The following is a 12,483-nucleotide window of genomic DNA, read 5'->3' as shown; positions in this document are numbered from 1 at the left end:
CTCAATCGGGGATGACGGCCGTGGCCTGGATTTCGATCTTGGCCCGGTCTTCGACCAGCGCGACCACCTGCATTGCCGCCATTGCAGGGAAGTTCCTGCCGATGATGTCGCGGTAGGCTTGGCCGATACCGCGGAGGTTACCGATATATTCCTGCTTGTCGGTGAAGTACCAGGTCATCGTCGTGATGTGGTGCGGCTCCGCCCCCCCGGCGGCGAGCACCGCGACCACATTTTTCAGAGTCTGGCGGACCTGCTCGACGAAATCATCGGTTTCGAACTCGGAGCGCTCGTTCCAGCCGATCTGACCGCCGACGAAGAGAGTGCGGCCCTTCGCAGTGACGCCGTTGGCATAGCCGATGGGCTTTGCCCAACCTTCAGGTTGCAGGATGGTGTGCATTGGTTGTCTCCAGATGTTGCGTCAGTGCGGCTCGGATATCGTCCGGCCATGCAAGGGAAGCGTGGTTGGCGAGCGAGGTGGTGACGCCACCGTTATCGTGCCGTGCCCTTCATCAGCTCGCGGCCGATGATGAGCTTTTGAACTTCGGTCGCGCCTTCGTAGATGCGCAGCGCACGGATCTCACGATAGAGCCGCTCTGTGATCTCGCCGACGCGTACCCCCCGACCGCCGAAGAGCTGCAGCGCCTGGTCGATGACCCACTGCGCATTCTCCGTCGCCGTCATCTTGGCCATTGCCGCCTCGCGAGTCGTCGGCCGCTTTTGCACGTCGCGTTGCCACGCCGTGCGGCAAGTCAGAAGGGCTGCGGAGTCGATCGCCGTTGCCATGTCACCGAGTGTGCTTTGCGCGGTCGGCAGGTCGGCAAGCGTTGCGCCAAACATCTTGCGGTTCTTCGCATGTGCCACCGCCTCGTCGAGCGCGCGACGGGCAAAGCCGATCGCGGCGGCAGCGACGGATGGGCGGAAGATGTCGAGCGTGCGCATGGCGATCTTGAAGCCTTCGCCCGGGCTGCCGAGAAGCTGTGACGACGGAATACGGCAATTGTCGAAACGAAGCCGGGCGAGCGGATGCGGCGCAATCGTCTCGATGCGCTCGGCGATCGTGAAGCCCGGCGTGTCGGCAAAGACCACGAAGGCGGATATGCCACGCGTGCCGGGCGCCTCGCCGGTGCGGGCAAAGACAGTGTAGACGTCGGCAATGCCTCCGTTCGAGATCCAGGTCTTCTCGCCGTCGAGCACGAAATGGTCGCCGTCGCGGCGCGCCGCACAGGCCATCGCCGCAACATCCGAGCCCGCATCGGGTTCGGAAAGCGCAAAGGCGGAGATGCACTCGCCGCGGGCGACCTTGGGTAGGATGGCCTGCTTCAGCGCCTCGGAGCCGGAAAGGCTGATCGCGCCAGTCCCCAGCCCCTGCATGGCGAAGGCGAAGTCGGCAAGCCCGTCGGTATAGGCGAGCGTTTCGCGGATGAGGCAAAGCGATCGGCTGTCGATGTCTTCGCTCGTACCGCCGAACGCCTTCGGCACGCAATGGCGAAGTACGCCTGCAGCGCCGAGCGCTGCGACCAGATGTTTGCAGGCGGCATCCACATCCCGGTGATCGACTTCGCCAAGACCGCCGCCGGCAACGAAGCCGTCCAATTCGGCGGCAAGCGCGCGATGCCTATCCTCGTAGAATGGCCAGTCGAGATGGTCGCGGGTTGGTGGGCGCAAAGCCGTCTCATGGGAACTCATGCTCAATTCCCTTTGAATTCCGGCTTCGCCTTGGCGGCAAAGGCCTCGAAGGCGCGGCGGAAGTCGCCGGTCGCCATACAGATCGCTTGGGCCTGCGCTTCCGCTTCGATCAGCTGATCGATGCCCATCGCCCATTCCTGGTCGAGCATCTTCTTCGTCATAGCATGGGCGAGCCACGGGCCGTCGGCGATGCTGCGTGCGAATTTCTGCGCCTCGGCAAGCAGCGACGGACGCTCGTGGAGGGCGTTGTAGAAGCCCCAGGCGTGGCCCTCGGTCGCGGTCATGACCCGGCCGGTGAAGAGCAGTTCGGCGGCACGGCCCTGGCCGATAATGCGGGGAAGGATGCCGCAGGCGCCCATGTCGGCGCCGGCCAGCCCGACGCGGGTGAAGAGAAACGCCGTCTTCGCCTCCGGCGTTGCCACGCGGAAGTCGGAAGCCATCGCCAGGATCGCGCCGGCACCGGCGCAGATGCCGTCGACGGCTGATATGACGGGCTGCGGGCAGGCGCGGATCTGGCGCACCAGTTCGCCGGTCATGCGGGTGAAATCAAGCAGATCCGGCATCGACATGCGCGTCAGCGGCTCGATGATCTCGAAGACGTCGCCGCCGGAGGAGAAGTTGTCGCTGGCGCCGGTCAGCACCACGGCGCGCACATCGCTGGCGCGACCAAGCGCCCGGAAGAGATCGCAAAGCTCCTCGTAACTTTCGAAGGTCAGTGGGTTCTTCTTTTCCGGACGGTCGAGCGTGATCGTGGCGACCCGGCCGTCAGCGTCCGTTTCGAACAGGAAGTGCTTGGCCGTATGGTCTTTGAAGGCGCGCTTCTTGGCCTGCATCGGGTTTGTCATGTCTATCCTCCGAGAACTTCGCCGCCCGCCACTGGGATGGCCTGGCCGGTGATCGCGGTTGCCTTCTCCGACACGAGCCAGGAGACGGTGTGTGCGACCTCGTCGGGCGTCACCAGGCGCCCTTGCGGATTGGAACGGGCAAGGCTGGCGCGCGCCTCCTCGCGCGAACGGCCAGTCTTCTCGCTGATCGTGTCAAGCGCACCGTCGATGAGCGGCGTGTCGGTGAACCCCGGGCAGACGGCATTGACGGTCACGTCGGTGCGGGCAAGTTCGAGCGCCAGCGCCCGCGTCAGGCCGATGACGCCGTGTTTCGAGGCGCAATAGGCTGAAACATAGGCGTAACCGGTGAGGCCCGCGGTGCTTGCGACATTGACGATCCGGCCGTTGCCGGCCCGGCGCACGGAGGCAAGGGCTGCCTGCGTCACAAGAAACACCCCGGTCAGGTTGACCGTGAGCACTCGTTGCCAGAGTGAAAGATCGGTTTTCTCGAACGGCGCCGAAGGAGCCTCGCCGGCGCAGTTGACGAGAACCGCAATCTCTCCGCTCTTCGCAATCGCAGCCGAAATGCCTTGCTCGACCGCTGCCGGGTCGGTCACATCGAACTCATGGTGGACGTGGGCTTCGCCGCCTGATGAGTGGATTTCCTCTTTCACGGCTTCGAGCGGCGCGGCGCGGCGCCCCACAAGGCTGACGATATGGCCATCGGCTGCGAGTGCTAGCGCGATCGCCTTGCCGATGCCGCTTCCGGCGCCCGTGACGAGGGCGTGTCTGCGGTTCATGGCTTGCCTACCGTCGTTGCGGCGCGCGCCAGATTGTTCACATATTGCGCGCGGGCGGAGTGGTATTGCTTTGGCCAGGGCTGCCCGTCATAGCCGATCTTCGCCGCCTCGTGCATGACGAAGGACGGGTCGGCCAGATGCGGACGCGCAATTGCGCAGAGGTCGGCACGGCCGGCCGCAATGATGGAATTGGCGTGGTCGGCTTCGGAAATCGCTCCGACGGCGATGGTCGGAACCTGGATCTCGTTGCGGATCTTGTCGGAAAATGGTGTCTGGAACAGCCGGCCGTAAACAGGTTTTTCTTCCTTCACCACCTGACCGGAGGAGCAGTCGATCATATCGGCGCCGGCTTCCTTGAACAGGCGGGCGAAAATCGCCGCATCGTCAGGAGTGTTGCCGCCTTCGTGCCAGTCATGCGTCGAAAGGCGCACCGACATCGGTCGGTCCTCGGGCCACGCCTTGCGGATCGCGTGGAACACTTCGAGCGGAAAGCGGGCGCGGGACGCATGGTCGCCGCCATAGTCGTCCGTGCGGAGGTTGGTGAGCGGCGACAGGAAGCTCGACAGCAGGTAGCCGTGCGCCACGTGCAGTTCGAGGATGTCGAAACCGAGGTCACGGGCGCGTCCGGTCGCCTGCACGAAGTCGGCGACGACGAGGTCCATGTCGGCTCGGGTCATTTCGCGCGGCGTATCCGAATGCGCGAGGTAAGGCAGGGCCGACGCGGAAATGAGCGGCCAGGCGCCCTCGTTCAAGGGCTGGTCGATCCCCTCCCAGGCCAATTTGGTCGCACCTTTTCTTCCGGCATGCCCAAGCTGGATGCCGATCTTGGCAGGCGTCTGCTGGTGCACGAAATCGACGATGCGCTTGAAGGCCAACGTCTGTTCGGCGTTCCAGAGTCCCAAGCATCCGGGCGTGATGCGGGCGTCAGGCGACACGCACGTCATTTCAGGAAAAACGAGGGCTGCGCCGCCCATGGCGCGCGCACCGAGATGCACCAGGTGAAAGTCGTTGGGCACGCCGTCGGTCGCCGAATACATCGCCATTGGCGAAACGACGATGCGATTCCTGAGCGTCAGGCCGCGAAGCTTGAAAGGCGTGAACATCGGCGGCGGAACCGTGCCATTCGACGCCGGCTCGGCGCCGGCACGTTCGGCGAACCAGCGTTCGAAACCTTCGAGCCAGTCCTTGTCGCGAAGGCGAAGATTCTCGTGGCTGATACGCTGTGAGCGGGTCAGCATCGAATACATGAATTGCTCCGGCTCCAGCGTATCGGCATAGCGCGTGCCGGCGACTTCGAACCACTCCATCGCATTGCGCGCCGCATTTTGGATGCGGGCGACATCAACCCGGCGTATCTCCTCGTAAGCCGCGAGCACAGCCGGGATGTTGGCTTCGTCGTGGCCGAGGATATCGAATTGTCGGGTAAGCTCGATGGCGTCATCGATCGCAAGCTTGGTGCCCGAGCCGATGGCGAAATGCGCCGTGTGGGCGCTGTCCCCCATCAGGACGACGTGGCTATTGCCGTTGAAGTGGCTCCACTTCTCGCAAATCAGCCGGCCGAAGTTCAGCCAGGCAGAGCCGCGCAAGTGCCGCGCATTGGTCATCAGCCTATGGCCGTCGAGCGTCTCGGCAAAGAGTTTTTCGCAGAACTCAATCGACTGCTGCTGGTCCATATGGTCGAGACCATGGGCCTGAAAGACGTCATCCGTGGTTTCGACGATGAAGGTCGAGGTGTTCTCATCGAAGCGGTAGATATGCGCCTGGAACCAGCCGTGTTCGGTGCGTTGGAAGTCGAAGGTGAAGGCGTCGAAGCGCTTGTCCGTGCCGAGCCAGACATAACGGTTTGGCCGAACGACCATGTCGGGTTGGAATACGTCGGCGTATCTATTGCGGATCCTCGAGTTGACGCCGTCGGAGGCGATGATGAGGTCCGCATCGGCGAATTCCTCGTCGCTTTCGACGTCGTGCTCGAACGCGAGTTCGACACCGAGTTCGAGGCAGCGATCCTGGAGGATATTGAGCATCTTCTTGCGGCCGATGCCGACGAAGCCGTGGCCCGTCGTCCTGATCTTACGGCCCTTGAAAACCAGTTCGATGTCGTCCCAGTGGTTGAAAGCGACCTCGATCGCCTCGGCAGTCTCCGGATCCCATTGGCGCATCGACTGCATCGTCGCATCCGAGAAGACCACCCCCCACCCGAAGGTGTCGAAGGCGCGGTTCCGCTCGACGACCGTTATGCGGTGTTCCGGGTGCTGGCGCTTCATCAGCAGCGCAAAATAGAGGCCGGCTGGCCCGCCACCGATACAGACGATCCGCATGTCGTTCTCCTCCCGAGCTCCGGCTGCGTGTGTCACCGTCCAGATGGCGTCGACCGTCATCCCGGACTGCGAGGAGCAGGGTGGACTCGTTCCAGAGAAATTTCAAGCTTAAAATTGTTTCGACAAATGTGACGACGCTACATGCGTCCGGAGTGCGGTGCGCGAGTGGCGAACCGTTTCGGAGCATCTCGGGAGACGGCGGAAAGAAAGGCGCAGTGCCTTAAGTGTTCCGGGCCAACGCAGCAACGATGGATCGCTTGAGCTTGGCAAGCTCGTCCATCAACACACCGCCCTCCTTCGCTGAAAGTCCAGCGAACAGGTCGGAGATCCAGTCGGAATGCCTTGCCGCCATCTTCTCGAATTCGGCGCGGCCGAAGGGCGTCAGCGCGATGATCTGTACACGTCGATCCGTCGGCAGTGTCGTACGGCTGATGTGACCGCTCTCGGTCAGCCGTTCCACAAGAACCGTTATGTTGCCGGGTGAGACCATCATGCGCTTAGAGACTTCCCCCAGCACCATGCCATCAGGCGCTCGCTCGAGCTGGGCCATCAGGTCGAAACGTGGCAGGGTGGAGTCGAATTCTTCCCGGAGCCGCCGGCGGACTTCGCTCTCGACCAGTGTCGAGCACGTCAGCAGACGCAGCCAGAGCCTGAGCTCGACACGGTGATCGCCGGGAGCCTCGAGGGCCTTGGTCTCGCCATCCACCCATTCCGGCGAGATGTCGAACTTGTCTTCACCCATCATACCAAACGTCCACTTTCGCAAAGCTGCAGGCGTATACTGCCGCCTTGCCCTTATTAGAGATGTTTCCGGCTCTTGGACAGGCTGCGTTGGGCCGTCATTTGGACGCAACCCCCGGCAACGACGGGTGCCCGGAAGATTGAGAACGGCCACCGTCCTCGGATTGGACATAGACATTGACGGTAAAGCCGATGTGGTCGGCCATCAGCGTCCTGGCGCGCTCGAAATCTCGATCAAGTGCCGCCTCCATCAGCTCAGTGTGATGCTCGATCGCCATCGCGTCTTGCAAGGCGGCGACCGCTTCCTCGTATCCCTTGCTCATCCCTGCGGCAGCCCTCAATGTCGGGGCCAGGCTGAGGAAACGGTGGTGGCGACGAAGCTGATCGGAAATCGTTGACTGGAAGCGGGTCAACCAGTTCGATCGTGCCGCACCGATCAGTGCTGCGTGGAAGGCGGCGTGCTTTTCGTCCCACTCGTCGATCTCGCTTTCGGAGAAATGCTCGACCGAGACTTTGCAGCGGGACAGCCGGTAATGCGCGGTGACGACGGCCGATTCCCATGCGCTGTCGCCGTTCTCGATCGACTCGAGAAGCAACGGCATTTCGACGGCCAGGCGCGCGCGTGTGAGATCGTCCAGTTCCTCGCGTGAAACCGGAGCAACGGCAAAGCCGCGGTTGCTGATGGCCGTGACCAGGCCTTCCGCCTCCAGACGCGACAGTGCTTCGCGCAGAGGTGTCCAGCCGATTCCGTAGCTTTCGCGCAGCACACTCAGCTTCATCGGCGCGCCAGGCTTGAGACGCGTCGCCAGGATATCGCGTCGCAGCAGCCGGTAGGCCAATTCGGTTTTGGTCGACTGTTCGTGGTCTTGCATCAAGTTCCCTTAACGCCCGCATCGGATCGATACAAATATATATAGTTCTGCGACTCTGATGAAAATATATATATTTATTTGACAAGAAGTCTGACCGTCTCCATCATCCACCCACGCCGCCGAGGAGGGCGGTAACGCTCGTCAAATTCTGGGAGGGATGTATGAGCAAGAGGACTTGGCTTTCGGGATTGGTTGTCGCCGGCGCGCTGGCGTGGGGAGCGGGAACGGCCGCTGCTGATCCGATCCGTATTGGCATCGCCAATTTCGGCGAACATCCGCAATTGAGTGCGTCGATCGCCGGCTTCAAGAAGGCACTGGCTGAAAACGGCTTCGTCGAGGGCACCGATGTCGTTTACACTGAAAGCCACACCAACTTCGACGCCTCGCTTGTTCCGCAGATGATTGCCAAACTGCAGGCCGAGCAGCCGAAACTGATCTACACGATCACAACGCCGGTCTCGCAGATCGCCAAAAAGGCGCTCGCCGGATCCGGTATTCCGGTTGTCTTTTCCGCCGTCACCGATCCGGTGGCCGCGAAGCTGGTTCCGTCCTGGGGGGCGGGTGACGACGGCATGACTGGCGCGACGGACCTTCAGGACGTGGCTGCCGTGATGGCCTTTACCCGCAAGCTCCTTCCGGAGGCCAAGCGCTTCGGCGTGCCGTACAACCCTGGCGAGGCGAACGACACGGCTCTGCTCGACAAGATCAAGGCGGCTGCACCGGCCGCCGGCTTTGAGGTCGTGGCCGTTGGCGTCGACAACGTCAACGACATCCAGCAGCGCATTGCCTCCTTCGCCGGCAAGGCCGACGTGATCTATACGCCCGCATCCAACCTGCTCCAGCCGGCAATCGGCGCCGTCTCGGCGGCTGCACGCCAGGCGCAGATCCCGATCGTCAACTCCGACGATGGTGCTGTGCGCGACGGCGTCGTGCCGGCAAGCTTTGCCGTCAACTACGAGCAGGTCGGCATGAATGCCGGCAAGATTGCCGCGGAGATCCTTGGGGGCAAGGACCCGAAGACGATCGCGCCGTCGCGTCCGAGCTATGAGGACCATGCACCGCTGATCTCGAAGAAAGCGGCGGCGGCCTTCGGCATCGCAATACCGGCATCGCTCGCCGATTGCGGCTGCCTGGTCGACTGATTTTGGGCGAATAGGTGACGGCGTCGGGAGCGCCGTCACTTCATGGGTTATGAGGGGGAGCCAATGCTGGAAATCAGATCGGCCCGCAAGGTCTTCTACAAGGGGCAGGCAGACGAAAAGGTCGCACTCGACGGCCTCAGCCTCAGCCTTGCAACAGGCGAGTTCGGCGTCGTCATCGGCTCGAACGGCGCCGGCAAGAGCAGCATGCTCAACGCCATCTCCGGGGCGCTCGCGCTCGATAGCGGCCAGATCGTCATCAATGGGGACGACGTGACGGCGACGCCCGTGCACAAACGCGCCATGCGGCTTGCGCGCGTGTTCCAGGACCCGATGCGCGGTACCGCCGCCAGCATGACGGTGGCCGAAAACATGCTGCTCGCCGAGCTTCGAAGCAACAAGCGCACCCTGCGCCGCGGGCTGAACGCGGCAAGGCTCACCGCCTACAAGGAGCGCCTGTCGCTTCTGGGCCTCGGCCTCGAAAAGCGTCTCGACACGCGCGTGGAGCTACTGTCGGGTGGCCAACGGCAATCCTTGTCGTTGATCATGGCGGTCGGCGGTTCGCCGGAGCTGCTGCTGCTCGACGAACACACCGCGGCGCTCGACCCGCGCACTGCCGACATCGTCATGCAAGCAACGATCCGCGCCGTCGAAGCCTTGAAGCTGACGACGCTGATGGTGACGCACAACATGCAGCATGCCGTGGATTTCGGCCACAAGGTCGTCATGCTCGATGCCGGGCGCGTCCGCCTCGAAATCGATGGCAAGGACAAGGCCCAGACGACGGTGCCGGACCTGATCGGCCATTTCTCCGTCAAAACCGACCGCATGTTCCTGGCGAGCTGACGATCATGGATATTATTCAAAACACAATCGCGAGTTTCGTCTCGCTCGTTCCCGTCACGCTGGCCCAGAGCCTGATCCTTGCCTTCGTCGTGCTGGGGATCATGATCCCGTTTCGCATGCTGAGCTTCCCGGATCTGACCAGCGAGGGCGCGTTCCCGCTTGGCGGTTGCGTCTGCGGTGTACTGATGGCGGCCGGCATGTCGCCGCTCGCCGCGATCGCCATCGCACTCCTCGCCGGTTTTGTCGCCGGCTGCTGCACGGCGTTCATCCATCTGAGATTCCGCATTCACACGTTGCTTGCCGGCATCCTAATGATGACGATGCTCTATTCGATCAATCTGCGCATCATGGGCCGGTCGAACCTATCGGTTTTCGGGGCGCCGACGATGTTCGACTGGGTGCCAGGGCTGCAGCCGGGTTTCCCGGCAAGCAAGATCGTTGTCGCCGGCCTCATCGCACTCATCGTCTTCTTCCTGCTCTATCATTTCTTCAGGACCGAGAAGGGAACGGCGATCCGGGCCGTCGGTGCCAATCCCGACATGGCGGAAGCGCAGGGCATCAACGTCTGGCTGGCGACGATCGGCGGCGTCGGGCTTGCCGGCGCGTTTTCGGCGGCAGGCGGAGCGCTGATGGTGCAGTCGCAGGGCTTTGCCGACGTCAACATGGGCCTCGGCATCCTTATCAATGGGCTCGCGGCGCTGATGATCGGCGAGGCGATCGTCGGAAAGCAAAGCGTGTTGCGCCAACTCGCCGCCCCGTTTGTCGGCGCGGTCGTCTACTATCAGCTCGTCTCCTTCTGCCTGGCCGCCGGCATGCCACCACCGGATCTGAAACTTGCGACTGGCCTCTTCGTTCTCGCCATGCTGGCTCTTCCGAGCCTCAAGCGAAGCCGCGGGCCGGCACCAGCCCGCGAAACCGTTCGTGAATAACCAAGGACCATCTTCATGAGTGCAGTTCCTGATTTTGCAGCGATCGAGGCGATGGATGCGGCCGACGTGCTACGTCCGATGCGCGATCGTTTCATCCTGCCACCGGGCCTCATCTATCTCGACGGCAACTCGCTCGGCGTTGCTTCGACCGCTGCCTTCGACGAGCTTCGCATGGCGGCGACGGAGGAATGGGGCCAGGATCTCATCCGAAGCTGGAACACGGCCGGATGGTTCGAGATGCCGCTTGCGCTCGGGGACCGGGTTGGCCGACTGATTGGCGCGGCGGCCGGCCAGACCGTCGTTTGCGACACCACATCGATCAACATCTACAAGGCCCTGCATGCGGCGATGGCGCTGCGGCCGGAGCGCTCGGTGATCGTCAGCGAAGGCAGCAGTTTCCCGACCGACCTCTACATGGCCGAGGGCGTGGTCTCGACGCGTCCGGGTGCGGCGCTGCGTCTCGAAGGGGTCGACGCGCCCGAGATCGAAGACCTGATCAACAGTGACGTTGCCGTGGTTCTGGTCAACCACGTGAACTACAAGTCCGGCGAACTGCGCGACATGGCGGCGCTGACGCGCAAGGCGCATGAGCATGGCGCGCTGATCATCTGGGATCTCTGCCATACGGCAGGCGCGCTGCCGATCGATCTTGACGGCGCTGATGTCGATTTTGCCGTCGGCTGCACCTACAAGTACCTGAACGGCGGTCCCGGAGCACCAGCATTCATCTATGCCGCGACGCGTCACCATGGCGATATCCGCCAGCCGCTCAGTGGCTGGTGGGGGCATGCGCGCCCCTTTGCCTTCGAGAAGCACTACGCGGCCGGCGAGGGGATCCGCCGCTTCCTTTGCGGAACGCAACCGATCCTGTCGCTTCGGGCGCTCAAGGGCGCACTCGACGTCTGGGATGAGGTCGACATGACCAAGTTGCGTGAGAAGAGCATCCGGCTCACCGACCTCTTCATCACGCTGGTTGAGGCGAAATGCGGCGCCTACGGCCTCGAGCTCGAGAGCCCACGTGACGGCGCGAGGCGCGGAAGCCAGGTTTCGTTCAGCCATCCCAACAGCTACGAGATTATGCAGGCGCTTATCGCCCGCGACGTCATCGGCGACTTCCGCGCGCCGTCGACGATTCGTTTCGGTTTCACCCCGCTCTATGTAAGCTACGCCGACGTTTGGCAGGCGGTCGAAATTCTGGAAGAGATCCTGCGCACCGGTACATGGCAGGATGCGCGCTTTGCCGTTCGTGCGGCCGTGACCTGATCTGATAGCATCGACAAGCTGCGGGCGGCATACCGCCCGCAGCGTCACACTGAGACGCCGATAAAGATCGCGCCGCCCAGGGGGACTTTCGCAATGACCGCTGCACCACACCGGCCGACATTGGACGAAATCGCCGAGGCGCGTGGCCGCATCGCTCCCCACGTCGCGCGCACGCCGCTGGTCAGGCTCGACCTCGGACTTTCGGACCGGCAAATCTTCCTGAAACTGGAGACGCTTTCTCCGATTGGCGCCTTCAAGCTCCGCCCAGCGCTGAATGCAGTGCTGTCGCGCGACCCTGCTGCTCTGCGGGGCGGCGTCGCGGTCACGAGTTCCGGCAATATGGCCTACGGCATGGCCTGGGCCGCGCGCCTCATCGGTGTTCCGATGGTCGCCTATATGTACCGCGGAGCGCCACAGACCAAGATCGAGGGCGTGCGCGACCTTGGCGGGGAGGTGCGCTTCGTGAGCGCGGAGACCTGGTGGGACTACATTGTCAGCGCGGACAGGCCGGATGCGCCGGAACTGCTGATCAATCCGGTGACCGATCAGGCGGTGCTTTCCGGCAACGGCTCGATCGGCATGGAAATCGTCGAGGACCTGCCCGATGTCGACGTGGTGCTGACCCCCTATGGCGGCGGCAGCATGACCACCGGGGTCGCCAGTGCCATCAAGACCGGTTCCCGGCCGGCACGCGTCTTTGCGGTCGAAGACGACAGCGCCGCCCCGGTTTGCGCCGCACTTGAGGCGGGGCGGATTGTGATGATCGAAACCCGCCCGTCCTTCATCAAGAGCATCGGCGCTCCGTCGCTGGTCCCGCAGCTTTGGCCGGTCGCACGCGAACTGATCGACGGGGCCATTGCCGTCAGTCCCGCTGAGGTGACAGACGCGATGCGGCTTTTGTTCAGGAAGGCCAAGATCGTGGCAGAAGGTGCGGGCGCCGCCTCACTTGCCGCCGCGATCGCCCGACCGGACCTTAAGGGAAACATCGTCTGCGTGATTTCCGGCGGCAATATCGACGCTGTGGCCTATTCCGTCGTGCTTGGTGGCGGCATTCCCGCCGCCTGA

General features: G+C 63.1%; 12 protein-coding genes. 5 read left to right on the top strand and 7 right to left on the bottom strand.

The features are described 5' to 3' along the window. Position 1: 1 nt before the first annotated feature. The 7 genes from ASD00_RS03620 to ASD00_RS03590 form a co-directional block, all read right to left on the bottom strand. A complete protein-coding gene (locus ASD00_RS03620) occupies positions 2-397 on the bottom strand; it encodes a RidA family protein (RefSeq protein ID WP_057204711.1) in 396 nt (131 codons plus the stop codon). 92 nt (positions 398-489) lie between these two features. Continuing rightward, entirely contained in the window at positions 490-1,686 is a 1,197-nt protein-coding gene (locus ASD00_RS03615) for an acyl-CoA dehydrogenase family protein (protein ID WP_057204709.1), read from the bottom strand. A 2-nt stretch (positions 1,687-1,688) separates the two neighbouring features. Further along, positions 1,689-2,531 carry an enoyl-CoA hydratase family protein gene (locus ASD00_RS03610; RefSeq protein WP_057204707.1) on the bottom strand — a complete coding sequence of 281 codons (843 nt, stop codon included), beginning with the start codon at positions 2,529-2,531 and terminating at the stop codon, positions 1,689-1,691. Between the two features lie 2 nt (positions 2,532-2,533). Then, positions 2,534-3,310, bottom strand: a complete 777-nt coding sequence (locus ASD00_RS03605; protein WP_025429116.1) for an SDR family NAD(P)-dependent oxidoreductase — start codon at positions 3,308-3,310, stop codon at positions 2,534-2,536. After that, entirely contained in the window at positions 3,307-5,628 is a 2,322-nt protein-coding gene (locus ASD00_RS03600; RefSeq protein WP_057204704.1) for a bifunctional salicylyl-CoA 5-hydroxylase/oxidoreductase, read from the bottom strand. Before ASD00_RS03600 ends, ASD00_RS03605 begins: the two co-directional genes overlap by 4 nt. A gap of 220 nt (positions 5,629-5,848) precedes the next feature. After that, positions 5,849-6,373 carry a MarR family transcriptional regulator gene (locus ASD00_RS03595; protein WP_225906420.1) on the bottom strand — a complete coding sequence of 175 codons (525 nt, stop codon included), beginning with the start codon at positions 6,371-6,373 and terminating at the stop codon, positions 5,849-5,851. Between the two features lie 94 nt (positions 6,374-6,467). Then, positions 6,468-7,241 (bottom strand): GntR family transcriptional regulator, encoded by a 774-nt coding sequence (locus ASD00_RS03590; RefSeq protein WP_025429113.1) that lies wholly within the window; start codon positions 7,239-7,241, stop codon positions 6,468-6,470. 161 nt (positions 7,242-7,402) lie between these two features. Between ASD00_RS03590 and ASD00_RS03585 the strand changes: the two genes are divergently transcribed. The 5 genes from ASD00_RS03585 to ASD00_RS03565 all read left to right on the top strand — a co-directional run bounded on the left by ASD00_RS03585 (position 7,403) and on the right by ASD00_RS03565 (position 12,483). Further along, on the top strand, positions 7,403-8,383 hold the full coding sequence (locus ASD00_RS03585) for an ABC transporter substrate-binding protein (protein ID WP_025429112.1): 981 nt from the start codon (positions 7,403-7,405) through the stop codon (positions 8,381-8,383). Between the two features lie 63 nt (positions 8,384-8,446). Continuing rightward, on the top strand, positions 8,447-9,226 hold the full coding sequence (locus ASD00_RS03580) for an ABC transporter ATP-binding protein (RefSeq protein WP_025429111.1): 780 nt from the start codon (positions 8,447-8,449) through the stop codon (positions 9,224-9,226). A 5-nt stretch (positions 9,227-9,231) separates the two neighbouring features. Next, the gene (locus ASD00_RS03575; protein WP_025429110.1) at positions 9,232-10,155 is read left to right on the top strand and encodes an ABC transporter permease; all 924 of its coding nucleotides are present in this window, start codon (positions 9,232-9,234) and stop codon (positions 10,153-10,155) included. 15 nt (positions 10,156-10,170) lie between these two features. Continuing rightward, positions 10,171-11,418, top strand: coding sequence for a kynureninase (kynU, locus tag ASD00_RS03570; protein WP_057204702.1), 1,248 nt, complete (start codon positions 10,171-10,173; stop codon positions 11,416-11,418). 93 nt (positions 11,419-11,511) lie between these two features. Continuing rightward, a complete protein-coding gene (locus ASD00_RS03565; RefSeq protein ID WP_057204700.1) occupies positions 11,512-12,483 on the top strand; it encodes a pyridoxal-phosphate dependent enzyme in 972 nt (323 codons plus the stop codon).

It is taken from the genome of Ensifer sp. Root31 (assembly GCF_001424825.1).
Classification (GTDB): Bacteria; Pseudomonadota; Alphaproteobacteria; order Rhizobiales; family Rhizobiaceae; genus Ensifer; species Ensifer canadensis.
Note: the sequence above shows the minus strand (reverse complement) of the source record. Positions and strands in the feature narration are given on the sequence as shown.